This is a genomic window from Burkholderia sp. AU27893, assembly GCF_002223205.1.
GTDB lineage: Bacteria > Pseudomonadota > Gammaproteobacteria > Burkholderiales > Burkholderiaceae > Burkholderia.
In genome coordinates this window covers 72824-93817 of sequence record NZ_NKFD01000003.1, presented here as the reverse complement: position 1 = coordinate 93817, position 20994 = coordinate 72824, and the positions used below count along the sequence as shown (strand labels likewise).

Annotated in this window: 17 protein-coding genes; 4 read left to right on the top strand and 13 right to left on the bottom strand. The window is 68.3% G+C overall.

Annotated elements, in window-relative coordinates:
- Positions 1–127 precede the first annotated feature (127 nt).
- Together CFB47_RS18480 and CFB47_RS18475 are read left to right on the top strand one after the other, a co-directional pair.
- Positions 128–775, top strand: coding sequence for a glycine zipper 2TM domain-containing protein (locus CFB47_RS18480; protein ID WP_089461894.1), 648 nt, complete (start codon positions 128–130; stop codon positions 773–775).
- Positions 776–1347: 572 nt separating this feature from the next.
- Entirely contained in the window at positions 1348–1857 is a 510-nt protein-coding gene (locus tag CFB47_RS18475) for a GNAT family N-acetyltransferase (RefSeq protein WP_089461893.1), read from the top strand.
- Positions 1858–2107: 250 nt separating this feature from the next.
- On the opposite strand, the gene CFB47_RS18470 is transcribed toward CFB47_RS18475, so the two are convergent.
- Positions 2108–2680, bottom strand: a complete 573-nt coding sequence (locus CFB47_RS18470) for a hypothetical protein (RefSeq protein WP_089461892.1) — start codon at positions 2678–2680, stop codon at positions 2108–2110.
- A gap of 530 nt (positions 2681–3210) precedes the next feature.
- Between CFB47_RS18470 and CFB47_RS18465 the strand changes: the two genes are divergently transcribed.
- Positions 3211–4569, top strand: a complete 1359-nt coding sequence (locus tag CFB47_RS18465) for an aspartate aminotransferase family protein (RefSeq protein ID WP_089461891.1) — start codon at positions 3211–3213, stop codon at positions 4567–4569.
- 150 nt (positions 4570–4719) lie between these two features.
- On the opposite strand, the gene CFB47_RS18460 is transcribed toward CFB47_RS18465, so the two are convergent.
- On the bottom strand, positions 4720–5895 hold the full coding sequence (locus tag CFB47_RS18460; RefSeq protein ID WP_089461890.1) for a M20 aminoacylase family protein: 1176 nt from the start codon (positions 5893–5895) through the stop codon (positions 4720–4722).
- Between the two features lie 59 nt (positions 5896–5954).
- Positions 5955–7187: a diaminopropionate ammonia-lyase gene (locus CFB47_RS18455; protein ID WP_089461889.1), complete on the bottom strand. Its 1233-nt coding sequence runs from the start codon at positions 7185–7187 to the stop codon at positions 5955–5957.
- Between the two features lie 157 nt (positions 7188–7344).
- On the opposite strand from CFB47_RS18455, the gene CFB47_RS18450 reads away from it, so the two are divergent.
- The gene (locus CFB47_RS18450) at positions 7345–7821 is read left to right on the top strand and encodes an Lrp/AsnC family transcriptional regulator (RefSeq protein ID WP_089428770.1); all 477 of its coding nucleotides are present in this window, start codon (positions 7345–7347) and stop codon (positions 7819–7821) included.
- A gap of 71 nt (positions 7822–7892) precedes the next feature.
- Here CFB47_RS18450 and CFB47_RS18445 read toward each other — a convergent pair whose 3' ends face one another.
- The 10 genes from CFB47_RS18445 to araG form a co-directional block, all read right to left on the bottom strand.
- The gene (locus CFB47_RS18445; RefSeq protein ID WP_089461888.1) at positions 7893–9617 is read right to left on the bottom strand and encodes a tannase/feruloyl esterase family alpha/beta hydrolase; all 1725 of its coding nucleotides are present in this window, start codon (positions 9615–9617) and stop codon (positions 7893–7895) included.
- A gap of 33 nt (positions 9618–9650) precedes the next feature.
- The gene (locus tag CFB47_RS18440) at positions 9651–10799 is read right to left on the bottom strand and encodes a porin (RefSeq protein WP_089461887.1); all 1149 of its coding nucleotides are present in this window, start codon (positions 10797–10799) and stop codon (positions 9651–9653) included.
- Between the two features lie 62 nt (positions 10800–10861).
- Positions 10862–12067: a 3-(3-hydroxy-phenyl)propionate transporter MhpT gene (mhpT, locus tag CFB47_RS18435; RefSeq protein ID WP_089459236.1), complete on the bottom strand. Its 1206-nt coding sequence runs from the start codon at positions 12065–12067 to the stop codon at positions 10862–10864.
- Between the two features lie 201 nt (positions 12068–12268).
- Positions 12269–14182, bottom strand: coding sequence for a feruloyl-CoA synthase (locus CFB47_RS18430; protein WP_089461886.1), 1914 nt, complete (start codon positions 14180–14182; stop codon positions 12269–12271).
- Complete coding sequence (locus tag CFB47_RS18425; protein WP_089461885.1) at positions 14179–15627, bottom strand: aldehyde dehydrogenase; 1449 nt, start codon at positions 15625–15627, stop codon at positions 14179–14181. The genes CFB47_RS18430 and CFB47_RS18425 overlap by 4 nt, the downstream gene beginning before the upstream one ends.
- 71 nt (positions 15628–15698) lie before the next feature.
- Positions 15699–16529: a p-hydroxycinnamoyl CoA hydratase/lyase gene (locus CFB47_RS18420; RefSeq protein WP_089441351.1), complete on the bottom strand. Its 831-nt coding sequence runs from the start codon at positions 16527–16529 to the stop codon at positions 15699–15701.
- A gap of 233 nt (positions 16530–16762) precedes the next feature.
- Positions 16763–17266, bottom strand: coding sequence for a MarR family winged helix-turn-helix transcriptional regulator (locus tag CFB47_RS18415; RefSeq protein ID WP_089461884.1), 504 nt, complete (start codon positions 17264–17266; stop codon positions 16763–16765).
- 172 nt (positions 17267–17438) lie between these two features.
- The gene (locus tag CFB47_RS18410) at positions 17439–18341 is read right to left on the bottom strand and encodes an SMP-30/gluconolactonase/LRE family protein (protein WP_089461883.1); all 903 of its coding nucleotides are present in this window, start codon (positions 18339–18341) and stop codon (positions 17439–17441) included.
- A gap of 51 nt (positions 18342–18392) precedes the next feature.
- Positions 18393–19412, bottom strand: a complete 1020-nt coding sequence (araH, locus tag CFB47_RS18405; RefSeq protein ID WP_089461882.1) for an L-arabinose ABC transporter permease AraH — start codon at positions 19410–19412, stop codon at positions 18393–18395.
- A 32-nt stretch (positions 19413–19444) separates the two neighbouring features.
- Positions 19445–20989, bottom strand: coding sequence for an L-arabinose ABC transporter ATP-binding protein AraG (gene araG, locus CFB47_RS18400; RefSeq protein ID WP_089443759.1), 1545 nt, complete (start codon positions 20987–20989; stop codon positions 19445–19447).
- Between the last annotated feature and the right edge of the window lie 5 nt (positions 20990–20994).

Sequence of the window (20994 nt, the reverse complement as noted above, 5' to 3'; positions counted from 1 at the left end):
GCAACAGACTTTACACGTTGTTACCCGGCCGCACCGGACGCGCCTCCGGCCATTCCTTATACTCACGCCGAGTTCGCCACCCGTTCCGGCATTCGTCGGCGAACCCGTTGCCGATGCAGGAATCATCATGATGCGCATGCCTTCCACGAAGACCGTTCTGTTCGCCTCGCTCGTCGCCGTCGCGGCGCTTCCGCTGACCGCCTGCGTCGCGCCGGGTTACTACGGCGCGCAGCCGGGGTATCCGCAACAGCAGCAATACGCGACGCCCGGCTACGCGCAGCCCGCGTATTCGCAACCGGGTTACGTCCAGCAGCAACAGCCGTATCCGAACCAGGCGCCGCAGCCGTACGATCAGTACGGCAACCCGCAGCAATACGGGTCGCAGCCGTATGACCAGTACGGCAATCAGCAGCAGTACGGCAACGGCTACGGCACGCAGTACGGCACGGTCTCGAACATCCAGCCGGTCAACGGCTCGGTCGGCCCGTCGGGCGTCGCCGGCACCGTCGTCGGTGCGCTGGTCGGCGGCCTGGTCGGCAACCAGTTCGGCCGCGGTCACGGCCGCGATGCGGCCACCGTGATCGGTGCGCTCGGCGGTGCGGTGGCCGGCAACCAGATCGGCCAGCAGATGGGCGCCGCGCAGGGCCCGAGCAGCTACCGGATCGACGTGCAGGTCAGCGACGGCTCCATGCGCTCGTTCGACGTGCAGTCGCCGGGCAACCTGCGTCCGGGCGATCGCGTGCAGATCAACGGCAATCAATTGGCGCGGTATTGATTCGGATGCGGCGCGCCTGAGCTGATCGGGCGCCTCGTCGCGCGTTCGACGTCGGGCACCGGTTCGGCGCGACGGCGCGCCAGTTGCACCTCGTTCCTGTTCTTTATGCCGCGGCGCGCATCACGCCAGCCGATATTCCCGCGATACCACTCCTCCGTCTCCAACGCCCCCCGTCGCACGACCTCTCTCCTGCAGTACTGACTGCCGCGCCCCGACCGCTGGCCATCACACACGCTCGACGCCGGGCCCGACACGCGTGTGACGCCGTTGCCGGCCATGCCCGACAGCACGCGCGCGCCGCTAAACACAATGCCGTTGAAGCTCGACAGCGCGGTCGGCCACGTGTACCTGAGCCTCGGCGACACCGATGCCGAGGTGCTCGCGTGCTGCGTCGACGGCGATGCCAGGCGGCCGCGCGACGCGATCTGACGATCTGACGGTCTGAATGCGATCACGCGGCGGTGCCGAACGCCACCGCGCAACACCGGGATTCCTATTACGATAAGGACGATGCATCCCGCGGCCCCAGCGGCTCGCGCCGGCATGCACGACCTTCAACCGGAACGCCCCCGATGACGATCACCACCCGCCTGCTCGATGCGGCCGACGCCGCCCGTTTCCAGACCGTTCGCCTGCGTGCGGTCGACACCGCCCCCACCTCCTTCCTGCCGACGCTCGACGAAGAATCGCAGGTGCCGGTCGACGAATTCGCGACGCGCATCACGCCGACCCATGAACGTGCGGTGTTCGGCGCGTTCGACGGCGATACGCTCGTCGGCATCACCGGCGTGCGCCGCGATGCGCGCGTGAAAATCGCGCACAAGGCGACGATCTGGGGCGTGTTCGTCGATCCCGCGTATCGCGGGCGAGGCATCGCGCAAACGCTGCTCGAAAGCGCGACCGCGCACGCGGCGCGGGAATGGGACTGCAAGCAGCTGATGCTGTGCGTGAACGAGGTCAACGCCACCGCGGAGCGGCTGTATGCATCGCAGGGGTTCGTGCGGTTCGGTACGGAACCGCGCTCGATGTTCGTCGATGGCCGCTTCTACGACGAACACCACATGGTCAAGACGCTGGCGTAGCGTGCCGCTGCTGCGAACGGGAAGCGCCAGGCACCGCCAGGCGAGCGCCTACTCACCGGCACCGCGCGTCGGCGCTCCCGTCATTCGCAGCGACGTCGGCACACCATGGACCGGCGTCGAACGCACGCCGACCGAAACGGCCCAAGTGTGAGCGTCCACTAACTTTCCATGCAATACGACAGCGGCCAGTCGTGCCGCTGTCGGTTTATGCGCAAAAACTTTTATTGCAGCAACCCGGCCGGCCAGATCCTTACTTGTCTACCGCTGCCACCCTGCCGCCCGGTACCGTATCGTCCCCCGCCGACGCGACCGGTTCGAACATCAGCACCAGATCGCCCCGGTAGCTTCCGTTGACCCCGGCTGCCCCGCGCGTAGCCGGCGCATTGGCACTGATCGTCAGGTTGCGGGTTTCGTCGTAGCCATTGATGCCGGGCTTGACCAGGGTGAGCGTGCGCGCGCCGTCGTGCGCGATGTCCGCGCCGCCGGCCTTGTCCGCCAGCACGACCTTTGCGTCGGTCATGTCGTAGCGGCCGTTCGACAGCCTCAGCGGCTGCAGCAGCGCGACGCGGACGTCGGGATTCGTCGTGTAGACGCGGATCGGCAACGTTGCGCCGAACGTCTGCGGCGAGCCGTCCGTCGCATTCAGCTCGACCACGCCATGGGCGGCCGCACCGCCCGAGGTCGACACGAACAGGCTGTCGCCAATGTGCGCCGTCAGCCGGATCGTCTTGACGACGGCGTGCGGCGCCGTCGGGCCCGCCTGGGCGAGGCCGGTGAATGCAATGCATGCGCCCGCCGCGATGATGTATTTGCCGATCTTCATTTTTCTATTCCGTATTCAGGCCGTTTCGTGAAATCCGAACGCCGCCCATTAGCGGTTCGCTTCGGACAAAACATTCCGCCCATTCCATTCAAATTCGATATTCCAGTATCTCGAAATTTGAATGCAATATCCCCATGGAATGCCATTTACGCCATTGCGCGCATGGGGCCGGCAATGCCCTTTCGCCGGCCTGCCCACCCTGCCGTCATCCTCCATTAAGGCAGTATTCACCTAGCCATGTGGACATATTCACGCAACGACATGCGTCAACGATAGGTTGCGAAAAACCGGAATCAAATACATGGAAACCTTTATGCCGATTTCCGTTTTTTATTTACCTATGCTATCTCTCAATCAAATTGCATCGAATGGAAACCTGAGCCGGGTCGTCGTGCTGCTCGCATGTCAACGTGCGCATCATTGAATCGCCGCGTCCGAGCACCTGCGTCCGCCTCGGTAATTCCGCCTCTATTCAGCCCCCCGCGCTCCGCGCTATCGTCTTCGTCATCCTCACAGCCCAGGAGCTGCCTTTGCCTTCCCGCCACGGAGTCGACCTCATCCGCGCCCGCGCGCTGTTCGATCGCGAGCGCCGCGCATTCACCGAAGCCATGCCGGTCTCCCGCGCCCTGTCCGCGGAAGCGTCCGAGCACTTGCTGTTCGGCGTGCCGTTGCACTGGATGCAGGACTGGTCGACGCCGTTCTCGCTATACGTGAAAGAAGCGCGCGGCGCGACCTTCACCGACGTCGACGGCCACCGCTACGCCGACTTCTGCCTCGGCGACACCGGTGCGATGTTCGGCCATGCTCCCGAACCCGTCGCGCGGGCACTCATCGAGCAGGCCATGCGCGGCTACACGACGATGCTGCCGAGCGAGGATGCCGCGTGGGTGTCGCGCGAACTCGCGCGCCGCTTCCGTCTGCCGGTCTGGCAGTTCGCATTGAGCGCGAGCGACGCGAACCGCTTCGTGCTGCGCTGGGCGCGCGCGGCCACCGGCCGCAACACGATCGTGGTGTTTAACGGCTGCTATCACGGCACGGTCGACGACGTGTTCGTCGATCTCGTCGATGGCCGCCCCGTGCAGCGCGACAGCCTGCTCGGGCAGTCGTACGACCTGCTCGCGAACACGCGCGTCGTCGAATTCAACGACCTCGCCGCGCTCGAAGCGGCGCTGAAAGGCGGCGATGTCGCCTGCGTACTCGCCGAGCCCGCGATGACGAACATCGGGATGGTGCTGCCCGATCCGGGCTTCTGGGAGGCGGCCCGAGAACTGACGCGCCGCCATGGCACGCTGCTCGTGATCGACGAGACGCACACGATCAGCAGCGGCCCGGGCGGTTATGCGGTCGCACACGATCTGGAGCCGGACATGCTGGTGGTCGGCAAGCCGATCGCGGGCGGCGTGCCGTGCGCGGTGTACGGGTTCAGCGCCGAATTCGCGGAACGCGCGAAGCAGGCGAAGCTGAACGCGCCGCCCGGCCATTCGGGGATCGGTACGACACTCACCGCGAACATGCTCGCGATGCATGCGATGCGCGCGACGCTCGCCGAAGTCGCGACCGACGCGGCCTATGCGCATATGTTCGAACTCGCCGCGCGGCTGGCGACGGGGCTTGAGCAGGCGATCGCGAAACACGGACTGCCGTGGTGCGTGACGCGCATCGGCGCGCGCACCGAGTTCCAGTTCGCCCCCACGCCGCCGCGCAACGGCACGATCGCCGGTGCGCAGCTCGACAGCGAACTCGAGCACATCGTGCACCTGTACCTGCTGAATCGCGGCGTGCTGATCACGCCGTTCCACAACATGATGCTCGTGTGTCCGCAGACGACGGCCGATGATGTCGACCGGCTCGTCGCGCAGTTCGACGCGTGTCTGGGCGAACTGGTGTGATGCAGTGACATTCGCGGTAGGCAACACATCGCGCGAGCGCGGCCACGATGTGTTGCCTGCGGCTGCGGCGCCGCTCGTGTCGCCTGACAGTGAAACGGACCGCCACACAGCGAGCCGTTTCCCGTCGCATCCGCATCATGCAGCGATGCGCTACGCCGCCGTCAACGCCCGCCGCGCCACTTCCGCGAAATACCGCGCGCCGATCGACAGGATCTCGTCGTTGAAGTCATAGCCCGCGTTATGCAGCGGCACGCCGCCGCGCCCGGCGGCCTCGCCGTTGCCGATGAACACGAAGTTGCCGGGCACCGCCTGCAGGAACGCGCCGAAGTCTTCCGAGATCATCATCGGCTGGACGTTCGCGTCCACGTTCTCCGCGCCCGCCACCTGTGCCGCGGCCCGCACGACCGTGTCGACCCATTCCGGCGAATTCACCGTCGGCGCGAACTCGTGCGTGTACTCGAACGCGCAGGTCGCGCCGTGCGTGCGGCAGATCCCTTCGCTGATCTCGCGCATCCGCATGGCCAACAGCGCCTGCACGTCGCGCGAGTAGCTGCGCGTGTCGCCCTTGATCGTCACCGTCGACGGCAGCACGTTGCGCAGCCCGTCGGTGATGAACTCCGTGCACGAGATCACGGCCTGCTGGCCCGGATCGAGATTGCGCGACACGATCGTCTGCAGCGCGAGCACGACCTGCGCGCCGATCACGATCGGATCGATGCCCATGTGCGGGCGCGCCGCGTGCGTGCCGCGCCCGTCAATTCGGATCACGAAGTTGTCCTCGCTCGCCATGATGCCGCCCGCACGCGTCGAGAACGTGCCCGCGCGCATCCCCGGCATGTTGTGCGCGCCGAAGATCGCGTCGACCGGAAAGCGCTCGAACAGCCCGTCGGCCATCATCGCTTTCGCGCCGCGGCCGTGCTCCTCGGCCGGCTGGAAGATGAAACGCACGGTGCCGTCGAAATCCTTGCGCTCGGCCAGCAGCTGCGCAGCGCCGAGCACCATCGACATGTGGCCGTCGTGCCCGCACGCATGCATCTTGCCGGGCGTGCGCGACGCGTGTTCGCGGCCCGGCGCGTGCTCGGCGATGTTCAGCGCGTCCATGTCCGCGCGGATGCCGATCGCGCGCTTGCCGGTGCCGGCCGTCAGGTTCGCGACTAGCCCCGTGCCGCCGATCCCGCGATGCACGTCGAGCCCGAGCGTCGTCAGGATGCGCGCGACATAGTCCGACGTGTTCACCTCTTCGAAACCCGTCTCCGGATGCTGGTGCAAGTGGCGGCGCCAGGCCTTCAGTTGCCCCTGCAGCGTGCTTTCTTCGGTTGCGTCCATCGCGTTGGCCTCGTCAGTCGTAGTCGATCGGGATCGATCGGGATCGGTCGGGATGTCGTTCAGGCCGCCACTGCCGTGCGGTCCAGCCAGGCGCGCTGCCGCGCGAGCACGGCGTCGGCCGTTTCGCCGACGCAGTTCCGGTACACGGAGGGCGCCGTCGCGCCTTCCGTATTGATCGCGAGCACGCGCGAGTGCGCATCGAGCCCCACCTGCCGCGCGAGCGCCGGGTCGCGCATCAGCACCTCGAGCCCCGCGACGCCGGCCGCGCCCGATTCGCCGGCCACGAGCGGCACGTCGCGTTCACTGCCGGCCGCGAGGCCGCGCATCGTCTGCACCGCGTCTTCGTCGTCGATCAGCATGAAGTAGTCGATGCACATCTCGAGGAAGTCCCATGCCAGCGGCGACGCCTCGCCGCACGCGAGCCCGGCCATCACGGAATCGACGCTGCCGGTCGCCCTGGACGCGCGCCCCGCGAGCGCACTCTGGTACAGGCAGTCGGCCTGACGCGGCTCGACGACGATGAAACGCGGCCGCTGCACGCCGTCGCGCTCCCACAGGTAACTCGCGACGCCCGCGGCGAGGCCGCCCACGCCACCTTGCAGCAGCACGTGCGTGAACGGCCGCCCGTCGTCCTCAGCCGCCTGCGCGGCCGCCTCGGCGGCGATCACGCCATAGCCTTGCATCACGTCGCGCGGAATCGCTTCGTAGCCGTCGTACGACGTATCCGACACGACATACCAGCCGTTCGCCTGTGCGAGCTGCGCCGCGCAGACGACCGACTCGTCGTAGTTCCCCTCGATGCGCACGATCCGCGCGCCGTACGCGGAGATCGCGCGTTCGCGCTCCGCGTCGACGTGCGCGTGCAGCACGATCACGCATCCGCAGCCGATCGCCCGCGCGGCGGCGGCCAGCGCGCGGCCGTGATTGCCGTCGGTCGCGCTGATCACCGTCAGGTCGGCCAGTTCCGCCGCGTAGCGGCCGGTGACGAGCCGTTGCGGATCGAGATCCTGCGTGCGTCGCAGCCGCTTCACGAGCCGCACCAGCGCGATCGGCGCGCCAAGCGCCTTGAAACTGCCAAGCGGCGAGCGGCACGACTCGTCCTTCACGCTGACGCACGCGACACCCAGCCGTGCGGCGAGATCCGGCAGCGCGCGCAGCGGCGTGCGCAGGTTGCCGACGAGCGGCCAGTGCGACAGCCACGCGCCGCTTTCGTCGGCCGATGCGATGTTCATCACGCGGCGCAGTGCGTGGGGATAGGCGACGCGCGAGGCGCGGGGGTTGGCGATCAGCATGGGGGCAGCGCTCCGTGAGTCGGTTCGGGTCGGGCGCGCACGGGTTGCACGCGCCGCCGGTTCGAAAAATAATATTGCGCACGCCGGTCAATAAAATCGCCAAATCGGCGGCCGCCACGCAAAAATTTCTCATTCCTCCGAGGCTTCACGCGCCATCATGACCACCCCACTCGATGCGTTCGATCGCAAGCTGCTGATGGAAATCCAGCGCGACGCGCAAACGCCGCAAAGCGAGCTCGGCGCGCGCGTCAACCTGTCGACCGCGGCCGTGAACCGGCGCCTGAAACGTCTCGCGGACGAAGGCGTGATCGAGCGCTATACCGCTGTCGTCGCGCCGGACAAGGTCGATCATCCGCTGACGATCGTCGTCAACGTCGAGGTCGAAAGCGAGCAGATCGACCAGCTCGACGCGATGAAGCGCACCTTCGAGCGCTGCCCGCAGATCCAGCAGTGCTACTACGTGACGGGGGAATGGGATTTCGTGCTGATCCTGGCCGTGCGCAACATGGATCAGTACAACGCGCTCACGCGCGAGCTGTTCTTCGCGAACAACAACGTGAAGCGGTTCAAGACGCTGGTGAGCATGAGCCGCGTGAAGGTCGGGCTCGAGGTGCCGGTCGAACCGGGCGAGTAAGTGAGCGGTTGCACACATGAGGCGACCGGCGCACGAATGCATGCGCCGGCCGCCTCCCATCGACGGCTACGTCAGCGACAACTGAAATTTGCCGCCGAATTCACGTCGCCCGATCCGTTGTAGCGCGCCACCTGCGGGTACGGGCACAACGGCCGCGTACGCCCCGCGCCCCATGACGCCGGCACATCCGCATTCGGCACTGCGTTCGTCGCATCGCGCGCGGCGGCCACCACCGCACCCGGCGCCCGCCCCTGCTCGACCCACGCGACGAGCGGCGTCAGCAGGTCGAACTGGTCGGCCGCCGGCCCGCCCGAGCAATGGTTCATCCCCGGCACCGGATAGAAGCGCGCGAAATCCGACGCATCGCCGCCGTTCGTCTGCGCAACCCGCGAGTACCAGTCGCGCGTATCGTCGAACGAGAACACCGGATCGCCGGTGCCGTGATAGACGAGCAACTTCGCCCCGCGCGTCTTCAGCGCGGACAGGTTGGTCTCGTCGGGCGGCGTCATGAACGTCCATGCGGATTGCGTGTACACGCCGCTGGTCGCGAAGACCGCCGGCGCGTCGTTGTCCATGTCGAAGCCGAGCGCGAAGCCGGGCAGGTTCGCGAGCGCCGCGGCGGTTTTCGGCGGCGACATGAACGTGAACGCCATCGCGGCCGGGTCGAGCGTGATCGAATTCGACTGCTTCCACGCGGCCCAGCCGCCGCCGGCGATGCCCGGATCGTACGGAAAGCCCGCGTAAAGCGCCGTGCCCGCGCTGTTGCGTGCGCCCGTGAACACGTTCTCGAGCGCGGTCTTCTGCGCGGTCGTCAGGCACGCGCCCGTGCGCGTGCCGTTCGCGCAGGTCGGAATGTCCGCATCGACGCTGAAGTGCGCCTGGCACGCGGCGACGTCCTGCACCATCCCGTCGGCCGCGCCGTCGAGCGCATCGCATTTCTCGAGGATCTTCGCGCCGACGAACTGCCGCTCCGCGTCGGTGAAGCCGCTGCGGATATCCGGCAGCCCGTTCGAGCCGGTCGCCGATGCGATCTTCGCGAACTGCTGCGCGCCGTACATCTCGCCGATGGCCGCCTTCGGCAGGTGAAAGCCCGGATCGCCCGCGATGATGCCGTCGTAGTCCGCCGGGTTGCGCACCGCCGTGACCATCGCGTGACGGCCGCCGTTGGAGCAGCCGCCGAAATAGCTGCGGTCGGGCGCCTTGCCGTACGCGAGCCGGATCACCTGCTTGGCCATCGGCGTGAGCGCATCGACTGCGCCGTAGCCGTAGTCGATGCGCGCCTGCGGATCGAGGCCGAACAGCGGGTTCTGCGCGGCGCTGTGCCCGGAATCCGAGCTGATCACCGCGAAGCCCTGGTTCAGCGCATCGGTCAGCGGCCCGCCGCCGCCGATCTCGCCGGTCGCCGTCACGACGTTGCCGTCGAGGCCGCCGTTCGCCTGGTAGAAGAAGCGGCCGTTCCACGCCTTCGGCAAGCGCATTTCGAAGCCGATCGCATAGGTCTTGCCGTCGACCGGGCTCACGCGCTCGTTCATCTTCCCTTCGATCACGCAGTGCTCGGCGATCGGCTTGCCGGCCACCGTGAGCGCGCCGGCAGCCGCGGTCGTCACCGACGTGAACGACGTGTTCGCATACGCGAGCTTCGCGGCGAGCGCGTCGCAGGTCTGCGCCATCGCGGCCGGTGTCGCGGCGCTCAGGTGCGTCGGTGCGGAATTCACCGAATCGTCGCCGCCGCAACCGGCTAGCATCGCGGCGGCGGACAGCGGCGCAATACAGAGGAATGCAGATTTCCTGTTCAAGATAACTCCCGTTCGGTTCGTCACGCCGGTGAATCAGAACATGTGCCGCACGCCGACCATCGCGCCGAGCTGCCCCATCCCTTCGCCGGGCGTCGTGCCGGGCCCGCCGCCGCTGACCGAGTAGCGCGCATGCGCGCTGTTCCACAGATACGACGATTGCGCGTAGACCGCCGTGCGCTTCGTCAGCAGATAGGTCGCGCGCAGCGTGGCCATCGTCGCGCGCGTGTCGTGCGCGCTGTTGACGATCCGGTAGCCTTCGCCGTCGACGACGAAATCGGGCTTCACCGCATACGACGCGCCGACGAAGAACAAATCCGAATGCGCGCCGGGCGCGGCCGGCGAACCGGTCGACACGCGCCGCCCGATCCAGCCCGCGCCGATCTTCGCGCCGGCGGCCTGCGCATACGCGCTCACGTGCGTGCGTGCGTCCTTGCCGCCGCTGCTGGTGAACGGAACGGGCGCCACGCCGTCGAAGAAGTTCGCGGCCGCGCCGGTGCCGCCGCGCTGTTCCTCGTACGACGCCGCCGCACCGAAGTACGCGCTGTCGTACTTGAGCATCACCGACCAGTTGCGGCACTGCACCGCGTCGCCCGGCACTTGCCCCGCGCACGTGCCCTGCCCCGGCGAGTTGCCGGTGCCCGCGCCGTCGCGGCCGAACGAATATGCGGCGCCGAACGTCACGCCGCGATACGCGCCGACGTAGGTCACCGCGTTGTCGGCGCGGCCGTTCGGCACGTACGCGTCGAACGAGCCGAGCCCGTAGATGTCGGGGCCGATGATGTCCGCGCCCTGCAGCGCGAGATAGGTCATCGTGTACTGGCGCCCGAACGCGAGCGTGCCGAAGCCGCTCTTCAGCCCGACGAACGCCTGGCGCCCGAACAGCCGACCGCCCTGGCCGAGATCGCCGCCGCGCACGTTGAAGCCGCTTTCGAGCGTGAACACCGCCTGATAGCCGCCGCCGAGATCCTCGGTGCCGCGCAGCCCCCAGCGCGACGGCAGCTCGCCCGTCACGCCCGGCATCCGCACGACGTGGTCGCCTGCCGCGTTCGCGTGCGACACGTATTCGACGCCCGTATCGATGATCCCGTATAGCGTCACGCTCGACTGCGCATACGCACCGGGCGCGGCGAGCGCGCAGCACGCGCCGGCGGCCAGCAGGCCGTTCCTTGTCTTCGTCTTCATCGTTGCGTCTCCAGACCTTGAGTAAGCGCGCTCTGACGGCGCGCATTGAAAAAATCGAACCATCAGTCGCCTGCCTGCGGGCGGCGAATCAGCACGAACGCAGCGAAGGCCGCGACAAGCGTGACGGGGATGCTCGCGCCGATCACGACCGGCGCGCTGCGGCCGGCGGCCAGCAGTGTCGCGGCCGCGAGCGGCCCGACGACGGAGCCGAGCCGGCCGACGGCCACCGCCGCGCCGACACCCGTGCCGCGCATCGCGGTCGGGTAGTAGATCGCCGCGAGCGCGTACAGCACCGACTGCCCGCCGACCACGAACATCCCGGCCGCGAACGCGGCCGCCGCGAGCGACGCGAAGCCGGGCGCGGCCGCGAGCGCGGCGAGCGACAGCACGATCCCGACATACATGCCGCCCACCACGCGCGACGCGCGCATCCGGTCGAGCGCCGCCCCGATGCCGAGCGCACCGAGCCCCGCGCCGACGTTGAACGCGATCTGCACGAGGCCGACGTGCGCGCGATCGAGCCCGCGCGAGGCCATCAGCGACGGCAGCCAGTTCAGCAGGAAGTAGAGGACGATCAGCGTGCAGAAGTAGCTGACCCACAGCGCGACCGTCGACGTGGTGCGGCCGTCGCCGAACAGCGTGCGTGCGACGCTGGTGCGCGCGGCCTGCGTGCCCGCTACGTCGAGATACGCACGCGATTCCGGCAGGAACCACACGAGCAGCGGCACGAGCAGCAACGGCCCCACGCCGCCGACGTAGAAGATGTGCCGCCATTCGGTGTCGCCGGCGAGCAGCACGCCGATCAGCGACGCGATCACGCCGCCGAACGGGATCCCGCAGTACATCGTCGCGACCGCACTGCTGCGCGAGCGCGGCTCGACCGCTTCGGACGACAGCGCGATCAGGTTCGGCATCGCGCCGCCGAGGCCGATGCCGGTCAGCACGCGCACGACGACGAGCATCGCGAACGTCGATACCTGCGCGGTGGCGATCGACAGCAGCCCGAACAGCACGACCGATGCGATCAGCACGCGCTTGCGGCCGATCCGGTCGGCGAGCCGGCCGCCGAGCATCGCGCCCGGCAGCAGCCCGAAGGTGCCCGCGCTGAATGCGATGCCCATCTGCGATACGGACAGCCCGAATTCGCGCGCCATGCGCGGCGCGGCGACGCCGACCGACTGCAGGTCGAGCCCCTCGAGGAGGGCGATCGCGAAACACAGCGCGAGCGTGGTCGCGACCGTGGGTTTTTCGGCAACGTAAGTGTTCATCCTGTCTCCAGTCCCATGTCTTGTAGTCGGTCGGCCCGCTAACGGCCGCCGCGCGCCGTCGCCGGCCAGTGGCGAAGCAGCGCGCAAGGTGTCGTCCGAACGGCCGCCTTTATCAGGCAGCCTGATTCACTGGCCGCAAGCATGCCTGCCGGTATCGTGGCCGGCAGGTCGTTGTGTCTGCGTGATGCGATGTGCTTCCGGTTACGCGTAAATCACGTCGGGATCGCGCCGTGCCGGGTCATACAGCGCGTCGATCGTCGCCGCGCGATGCTGCTGCACGGCCGCCTGGTTCAACGAACCCTTGTCGGTCACTTCGCCGAGGTCGAGCGACGGCGGCGTGTCGATCAGCCGGATGCGCGCGACGAACGTCGAACCGCCGCTCGCCTGCCGGTTCAGCTCGATGAGCCATTGCTCGAACACCGCGCGCACGGCCGGCGCGCGCAGCACGTCGGTCACCGACGCATCGGCGGCGAGCCCCGCCAACGCACGGCATGCGTCGACGCGCGGAAACACCAGCAGCCCGATGTCGTCGCGATTGATCCCGGTGACGACCACGTCCTGCACGTACGGCGCGCCGCTCGACACCGCGTTCGCGCGCAACGGCCCGACGCTCACGAAGGTGCCGCTGCTCAGCTTGAAATCCTCGGTCAGCCGCCCGTCGAACAGCAGCCCGAGCTCCGGCCGCGCCGGATCGGCGAACACGCCCGCGTCCCCGCTGCGGTAATAGCCCTCGTCGTCGAATACGTCGCGCGGATCGACGTCCGCGTGCCAGTAGCCGCGCATCACGTTCGGCCCCTTGAAACGCAGTTCCAGCTTGCCGCCGCATGGCACGAGCTTCGCGTCGCAGCCGGGCGCAGGCAGCCCGATATAGCCGGCGCGCATCAGCGGCCCCGTCGTGAACAGGCACGACGGCGACGCCTCCGTCATCCCGAGGCCGGCCATGATCCGGATCCGCTCGCCGCAATGCGCTTCGGTCACGCGGTCGAGCCGGTCCCACGCGGCCTGCGACAGGCCCGCGCCGCCGAAGAAATACAGCTTCACGCGCGAGAAGAACGTGTCGCGCAACTCGGCATCGCGTTCGAGTGCGGCCGTCAGTTCTTCCCAGCCTTTCGGCACGTTGAAGTAGATCGTCGGCGCGATCTCGCGCAGGTTGCGCACGGTTTCGTCGAAGCGGCCCGGCATCGGACGGCCATCGTCGATATACAGCGTGCCGCCGTTGTACAGCGCGATGCCGAGATTGTGACTGCCGCCGAACGTGTGATTCCACGGCAGCCAGTCGACCAGCACCGGCGGTTCGCGCGTCAGTTCGGGCATCGTCTGGCGCAGCATCTGCTGGTTGCTGCACAGCATCTGGTGCGTGGTCGGCACGGCCTTCGGCTGCTTCGTCGAACCGGACGTGAACAGGATCTTCGCGAGATGATCGGGGCCGACCGCCGCGTGGATCGCGTCGATCGTGCGCGGGGCGGTGGCGAGCAGGCGCGAGAGCGGCACCGCGCGGCCCTTTCCGTCGGCGTCGACATCGGCATCGTCGTCGCGTGCGACGATCAGCGCCGCATCGGCCGGCAACACGGCGTCGAGCGCACGCACGAACGGCGCGCGTTCGGCGACGAACACCGCACCCGGCTTCAGCACACCGAGCGTATGACGCAGCTTGCCGTAGTCGGTCGATACCAGCGAATACGCGGGCGAGATCGGCGAGTACGGCACGCCGGCCAGCATCGCCGCGAACATCAGCTGCAGATGCTCGAGATCGTTGCCGGACAGCACCGCGAGCGGTCGCTCGGCCGACAGCCCGAGATCGACGAGGCCCTGTCCGAGCGCGCGAGCGCGTTCGAGCATCTGCGCGTAGGTGATCTCGATCCAGCGGCCGTCGTCGCCGCGCTTCGCGGCCAGCACGCGATCGGGATGCGCTTGCGCGCCGTTCACGAGGCAGTCGGTCAGGCGCGTCGGGTAGTCGCCGAGCGGTTCGCGCGAACGCAGGTACCACGCGCCGTTTTCCGCGCGACGAATCTCTGCCGCACCAACGGCGACCGCCGCGGCGCGATAGCGCACGCCGCCCGTGTCGTTCACCGGCCCGCTGGCGAGCATCGCATCATTCATCGTCGCCTCGCTCATATGGGGTAGTGCCGCGGCGTTGTCTGCACGGTGATCCAGCGCAGTTCGGTGAATTCGGCAATCGACGCACGGCTGCCGAAGCGGCCGTAGCCGCTCGCCTTCGTGCCGCCGAACGGCATCTGCGCCTCGTCGTGCACGGTCGGCCCGTTGATGTGGCAGATCCCCGATTCGATCCGTCGTGCGACCGCCATCGCGCGCTCGACATCGCGGCTGAACACGGCTGCCGACAGCCCGAACTCGCTGTCGTTCGCAAGCGCGACCGCTTCGTCGTCGCTGTCCGCGCGCAGGATCGCGACAACCGGCGCGAACGATTCCTCGCGATACAGCCGCATGTCGCGCGTGACGCCATCGACGATCGCCGGCTGCATCGTCGCGCCTTCGACGCGACAGCCGAGCGGCAGTTGCGCGCCATGCGCACGCGCATCCTCGACGAGCGACGCCGCACGCGCGGCGGCCGACGCGTCGACCATCGTGCCGAGCGGATGGCCGGCCAGCGGATCGCCCGCGACCAGCGTGCGCGCCTTCGCGGCGAGGCGTTCGACGAGTGCGTCGGCAATCGGCCGCGCCGCGATCACGCGCTCGGTCGACATGCAGATCTGCCCCTGGTTGAAGAACGCGCCAAACGCGATCGCATCGACGGCTGCATCGAGATCGGCATCGTCCAGCACGAGCACGGGCGCCTTGCCGCCGAGTTCGAGCAGCACCGGTTTCAGGTGGGCGGCCGCGTGACGCGCGATGATGCGCCCGACATGCGTCGACCCGGTGAAGTTGATGCGCTTCACGTGCGGATGCGCGATCAGCCGCTCGACGAGTTCGGGTGCGTCAGCCGCCGCGTGCGTGATCACGTTGACCACACCCGCGCCGAGCCCCGCTTCGTCCAGCACCGCGCCGATCAACGCATGCACGCCGGGGCACGCTTCGGATGCCTTCAGCACGACCGTGTTGCCGCACGCGAGCGGCATCGCCAGCGCGCGCGTGCCGAGGATCACCGGCGCGTTCCACGGCGCGATACCGAGCACGACGCCGCACGGCACGCGCATCGCCAGCGCGAGATTGCCGGGCACGTCGGACGGGATTACGTCGCCGGCGATCTGCGTCGTCATCGACGCGGCCTCGCGCAGCATGTTCGCCGCGAGCGTCACGTTGAAGCCGATCCAGCCCGGCGTCGCGCCGGTTTCGGCCACGCCCGTCGCGATGAACGCGTCGATGCGCGCGTCCATCAGGTCGGCCGCCTTCAGCAGCAGCCGGCGACGCTCGGTCGGCGCGAGCGCCGACCAGGCGGGAAACGCGCGGTGCGCGGCGTCGATCGCCGCGTCGGCGTCGGCCAGGCCGGCCGCCGGCGCCCGTGACGCCAGCGCGCCCGTCGCGGGGTTGAATCGGTCGAAGGTGCGCCCGTCGCGGGCCGCACACCACTCGCCCGCGATCAGCATCCGTCTGTCGGTCATGTTGTCTCCTGCCATGCCTGTCTCTTGCGAATACGCCGGCGGGGAAGCCGGCGGCTGCGTCCGCGCTTGTATCAGCGCTTGTAGGCCTGCAGGCCCGGCTTGATCGTCTTGTCGTCGAGGAACTGCTTCAACCCTTGCTCGCGGCCATGTTCCGGATCGCGCAGCTGGGCCTGGTCGAGCTTCGCGTACAGGTAATCCTCGCACTGTTCCCACGTAAGTTCGCGCGCGCGCTTGAAGCCGTGCTTCGCCGCGCGCAGCACGACCGGATTCTTGTCCATCAGGCGGGCCGCAAGCGCGATCGTCGCGTCACGCAGTTCGGCCAGCGGCACGCTGCTGTTCACGAGGCCCATGTCGGCCGCTTCCACGCCGGTGAACGTGTCGCCGGTCATGATGTAGTGCAGCGCGCGGCGGTGCCCGACCGTGTCGGCCATCGCCTTGCTGACGAGGTTGCCGGGCGGGATGCCCCAGTTGATCTCCGACAGCCCGAACACCGCTTCGTCGGCCGCGATCGCGAGGTCGCACGCGACGAGCGGCGAGAAACCGCCGCCGAAGCACCAGCCGTTCACCATCGCGATGGTCGGCTTGTTGTACATCCGCAGGCGGCGCCATTGCCATTCCGATGCGTCGCGGCGCACTTTTTCCTGCAGCGCATCGGAGCCGCCGTCGATCTCCCGGAAGTACTCCTTCAGATCCATGCCGGCCGTCCATGCAGCGCCCGCGCCGGTGAGGACGAGCACCTTTGCTTCGTCGTCGAATTCGACCGCGTCGAGTACCTGCAGCATCTCCTGGTTGAGCGTCGGGCTCATCGCATTGCGCTTGTCCGGACGGTTCAGCGTGACCCACGCGATGCCGGCCTCCACCTTCACTTCAACGGTCTGCCAGCGGTTGTCGTACTTGCTCATATCGGTTCCTGTCGTTCGTTCCTGTGCGATTCGGTGCGCAGCATTCCTGCTGCGGACGGCTTCATTTAATATCAGGCTACCTGATATTGCAAGCGGCACGAGCGCCGGTGTAAACCCGGAGCGGAAAGCGGAGAAAGCGGCGGGGAAATCAGGGAGCGGTCGGCCGGCCGTCGATGGCGCGGACGAAGCGAGCGCGGGCCCGGCGGGCCCGTGTCGTGAAATCGGGGAAACGGTCAGCCGCGCAGGTTGCGCGAAAACAGTTCGAGCGCGCGCTGCACGTCCGCGGCCGTGTCGGCGGAGACGTCGCCGAGCATGCGCGTCTCGAGCGGGCGCAGCACGGCTTCACATTCACGCAGCATCGCCGCGCCTTCGTCGGTCAGCGTCAGCAGGATGATGCGGCCGTGCGACGGGTCCGCTTCACGCGTGACGAAACCGCGGGCGGCCATCACGCTCATCACTTCATTCGCCGATTGCGGCGTGATCCACGAGCGCTCGGCCAGTTGCGCGTTCGACGATGCGCCGCGCGCCTCGAGCACCGACAGCGCCGTGTATTGCGCGAGCGTGATGCCAAGCGGGGCGAGCGCGTCGGTCATGTGGCGGCGCAGCAGCCGGTCGAGACCGCCGATCACGTAGGTCAGGCGCTGCTGCACGCGCGCCTTCGGCTTGTCGCCGGTCGCGCGGGTGGCGGGCTTCGTGGCGGGCTTCGGATTCGCGGGTTTGGTTGGTGCGGAACTCATGGTGCGGGCAGGATGGAATTGCGGGCCATCTTACCAGCACGTCGGGAGGCGAACGGAGGGTGCCAGGCATGCCGGACAGCCGCTGCGCACTCACGCGCGCGTGGCGGACCGCCGGCCTGGCCGCGAAACCCGCTGCGTCAGCGGCATCCCATGAACGGCATCCCGTAAGCGATCAGCCGCGCGGTGTCCCTGCAAACCGCGCCGTCGGCAACCCCGCGTGCCGCGTCTGCGCAACGAACACGCCGCCCGCATGCGGGTCGTCGGCCAGCGCACCGTCACTCAACCCGATGCGCGCGCTCGTCACGTACAGGCGGCCTTCGCCGTCTAGCGCCGTGCAACTCGGCTGCGCGGTCGGCACCGCAATGCGATCCGTTTCGACACCGTCCGGCCCGTAGCGCACCACCCGCCTGCCGCCCCACTGCGCATTCCACAGGCCGCCGTCGCGATCGACGATCGAGCCGTCCGGGTCGCCGTCGGCATCGGTGAGCCGCGCGAACGACCGCACGTTCGCGACATCGCCGCCCGCACGGTAATCGCACACGAAAATCTCGCGCACCAGCGAATCGCAGAAATACATCTTCGCGCCATCCGGCGAGAACCCGATGCTGTTCGCAATCGCGGCCACAGGCAACGCCAGCCGTTCGAGCGTGAGATCGGCATTGAGCCGATAGAACCCGCCCACCGCGCGCGGCGGCTCGCTGCCTTCGTCTTTCATCCCGAACACGAACGCGCCGGAGCCGTCGCAGCGCCCGTCGTTCAGCCGCGTCGGCAGCTCTGCCTCGACGTCGACGATCCGCGTGAACGCGCCGCTGCGCAGATTGAAGAACGCGAGATGCGTCGCGAGCCCGACGAGCAGCACATCCGGGTCGTCGGTCAGCGCAAAGCACGCGAGCCGCTCGGGCATCGCCCACGGCGTGAGGTCGGAGCCATCCCCACGGCAGCGCCACAGTTGCGCGCCTTCGATGTCCACCCAATACAGCGCGTGCGTCCTGTCGCACCACGTCGCGCCTTCGCCGAGCGTGTTGCGGGTGTCCGCCAGCAGCGTCGCCTGCGTGGCCGGATGAATCTGTTGCATGCCGTCTCCCGATATCTGTCGCTTATGCAGGCGGCCGCGCGTTCGCCAGGGTCAGATCTTCATCGCGCGCCGCTGGTTGCGACGATACTGGTCGAACAGCACCGCGAGCAACAGAATTCCGCCGCGTATCAGATATTGGTAAAACGTCGGCACGTTCAGCAGGCTCATCGCATCCTGCACGGAGCCCATGATCAGCACGCCGACCAGCACGCCGGAGATCGTCGCGACGCCGCCCGTCAGCGACACGCCGCCCAGCACGCACGCGGAAATCACACCGAGCTCGAGCCCGACCGACGTCTTCGGGTCGCCCAGGCTCATCCGCGACGCGAGCATCACGCCGGCAAACCCCGTCACGAGCCCTTGCAGCACGAACACCGTGATCTTGATGCGCATCACCGGCAGCCCCGCGAGCAGCGCGGCCTCGCCGTTGCCGCCCACCGCGAGCACGTTCTTGCCGAACACCGTCTTGCGCAGCAGGAAGCCGAACACGACGAAGCCGACGATGTTGCTCCAGATCGGATACGAGATGCCGAGGAACGATCCGCCGCCGAGATCGAAGAAGCGTTCCTCGGAGATCATCACCGCGTCGCCGTTCGACGTGATGAACGCGAGCCCGCGCACGACTTCCATCATCGCGAGCGTGACGATCAGCGAGTTGATCCGCCAGCGCGCGATCAGCACGCCGTTGACGAGCCCGACCGCCCCGCCCGCGAGCACGCCGCCCGCGACGCCGAGCACGACGCTGTGCGTCGCGGTGATCAGCGTCGACGCGACGACGCCCGAGAACGCGACGATCGACGCGACCGACAGGTCGACCTCGCCGAGCGCGAGCACGAACATCATCGTCACCGCGATCGAGCCGATCAGCGTGACCGACAGCAGCAGGCCCTGGATGTTGCGCGGCGTGAGGAAGTCCGGCACGGTCAGCGACAGCGTCGCGAACAGCACGACAAACACCATCACGATGCCGGAGCGGTTGATCAGCTGCCACACGCCGCCGCGCGCTCGCGCAGGTACGACGGCGGCATCGGGGGACGGGGAAGTGCGTTGGGGTTGCATTGCCTGGCTCATGTCGTTTGCATCCGGTTGATCGTTGCGGGGCGCTAGCGCGGCAGCGCGAGCTTGATCAGCGCGTCGGGCGTCGCCTGCGCCTTCGCGACCTCGCCCGCGATCCGCCCTTCCTTCATCACGATGATCCGGTCCGACACGCCGATCACCTCGGCCAGGTCGCTCGACACGAGGATCACCGTGCGGCCCGCTTCCGCGAGTTCGTAGAACAGGTTGTAGATTTCCGCGCGCGCACCGACGTCGATGCCGCGCGTCGGCTCGTCCATCAGGAACACGTCGATGCGCTCGGCCAGCCAGCGCGCGAGCACGACCTTCTGCTGGTTGCCGCCGGACAGCGCGCCGATCGGCGTGTCGCCGTCGCGGGTCTTGATCGCGAGCCGCTCGATGTAGCGTTGCGCGAGTTCGCGTTCGCGCCGCCCGTCGAGCAGCACCCGCGCCGGGCTGAAATGCCGGCGCGCGCTGATGTTCAGGTTGTCGGCCACCGACGCGATCGCGACGATGCCTTCCTGCTTGCGGTCTTCCGGGCACAGCGCGAGACCGGCGCGCACCGCGTCGCGCGGGCTGCCGAACGCCACGCGCTTGCCGTTCAGCTCGACGTGCCCCGCGCTCGGCCGCGCGGCGCCGTACAGCAGCTTCATCAGCTCGGAGCGGCCCGCGCCCACGAGCCCGAAGAAACCGACGATCTCGCCGCGCCGCGCGGTGAACGACACGGGCTCGGACAACCCGGGCCCCGCCAGCCCCTTCGCCTCGATCAGCACGTCGCCGGCCGGGCGCGGCCGGTAGCCGTACACGTCCTCGATCGAGCGGCCGACCATGCAGCCGATCAACCGGTCGCGGTCGAGATCGGTCACGGCATCGAACGTGTCGATGCGGCGGCCGTCACGGAACACCGTCACGCGGTCGCACAGTTCGTACACTTCCTCCATCCGGTGCGTGACGTAGATGATCGCGCGCCCTTCCGCGCGCAGCGCGCGGATGATCCGAAACAGTTGCGTGGTTTCGCGCGCGGACAGCGAACTCGTCGGCTCGTCGAACGCGATCACGCGCGCGTCGCGCATCAGCGCCTTGCCGATTTCGATCATCTGGCGCTGGCCGATCGACAGGTACTTCACCGGGATGCCCGGATCGATGTGCTCGCCGAGCCGCTCCAGCGCGTCGAGCGCGCGCGCGGCGAGCGTGCGTTCGTCGACCACGCCGAGCCGGCTCGGCAGTTGCCCGAGCATCAGGTTCTCGGCGACCGTCAGCTCGGGCACCAGATGCAGTTCCTGGTAGATGATCGCGATGCCGGCCTCGAGCGCCGCGCGCGTCGACGTGAAGCGCTGCTCGGTGCCGTTCAGCGTCAGCGTGCCGGCCTGCGGCTGGTTCACGCCGGACAGCACCTTCAGCAGCGTCGACTTCCCCGCGCCGTTCTCACCCATCAGCCCGTGCACCTCGCCCGCGCGCACCGACAGCGACACGGCGTCGAGCGCACGTACGCCCGGGAACGTCACCGTGATGCCGTCGAGCGCGAGCAGCGGGCCGCCCGGCGGCGTCTCGGCGACATCGTTGCCGGATACGGCCGTCATCGTCTGCGTCGTCATCGCGT

Excerpts from the sequence above, each read along its gene's own strand:
- CFB47_RS18455 (WP_089461889.1), bottom strand. The coding sequence starts at position 7,187 with ATGCTGATCGCCAACCCCCGCGCCTCGCGCGTCGCCTATCCCCACGCA.
- CFB47_RS18480 (WP_089461894.1), top strand. The coding sequence starts at position 128 with ATGATGCGCATGCCTTCCACGAAGACCGTTCTGTTCGCCTCGCTCGTC.
- CFB47_RS18415 (WP_089461884.1), bottom strand. The coding sequence starts at position 17,266 with ATGAGTTCCGCACCAACCAAACCCGCGAATCCGAAGCCCGCCACGAAG.
- CFB47_RS18450 (WP_089428770.1), top strand. The coding sequence starts at position 7,345 with ATGACCACCCCACTCGATGCGTTCGATCGCAAGCTGCTGATGGAAATC.
- mhpT (WP_089459236.1), bottom strand. The coding sequence starts at position 12,067 with ATGAACACTTACGTTGCCGAAAAACCCACGGTCGCGACCACGCTCGCG.
- CFB47_RS18430 (WP_089461886.1), bottom strand. The coding sequence starts at position 14,182 with ATGAGCGAGGCGACGATGAATGATGCGATGCTCGCCAGCGGGCCGGTG.
- CFB47_RS18425 (WP_089461885.1), bottom strand. The coding sequence starts at position 15,627 with ATGACCGACAGACGGATGCTGATCGCGGGCGAGTGGTGTGCGGCCCGC.
- CFB47_RS18440 (WP_089461887.1), bottom strand. The coding sequence starts at position 10,799 with ATGAAGACGAAGACAAGGAACGGCCTGCTGGCCGCCGGCGCGTGCTGC.
- araH (WP_089461882.1), bottom strand. The coding sequence starts at position 19,412 with ATGAGCCAGGCAATGCAACCCCAACGCACTTCCCCGTCCCCCGATGCC.
- CFB47_RS18475 (WP_089461893.1), top strand. The coding sequence starts at position 1,348 with ATGACGATCACCACCCGCCTGCTCGATGCGGCCGACGCCGCCCGTTTC.
- CFB47_RS18410 (WP_089461883.1), bottom strand. The coding sequence starts at position 18,341 with ATGCAACAGATTCATCCGGCCACGCAGGCGACGCTGCTGGCGGACACC.
- CFB47_RS18420 (WP_089441351.1), bottom strand. The coding sequence starts at position 16,529 with ATGAGCAAGTACGACAACCGCTGGCAGACCGTTGAAGTGAAGGTGGAG.
- CFB47_RS18470 (WP_089461892.1), bottom strand. The coding sequence starts at position 2,680 with ATGAAGATCGGCAAATACATCATCGCGGCGGGCGCATGCATTGCATTC.
- araG (WP_089443759.1), bottom strand. The coding sequence starts at position 20,989 with ATGACGACGCAGACGATGACGGCCGTATCCGGCAACGATGTCGCCGAG.
- CFB47_RS18460 (WP_089461890.1), bottom strand. The coding sequence starts at position 5,895 with ATGGACGCAACCGAAGAAAGCACGCTGCAGGGGCAACTGAAGGCCTGG.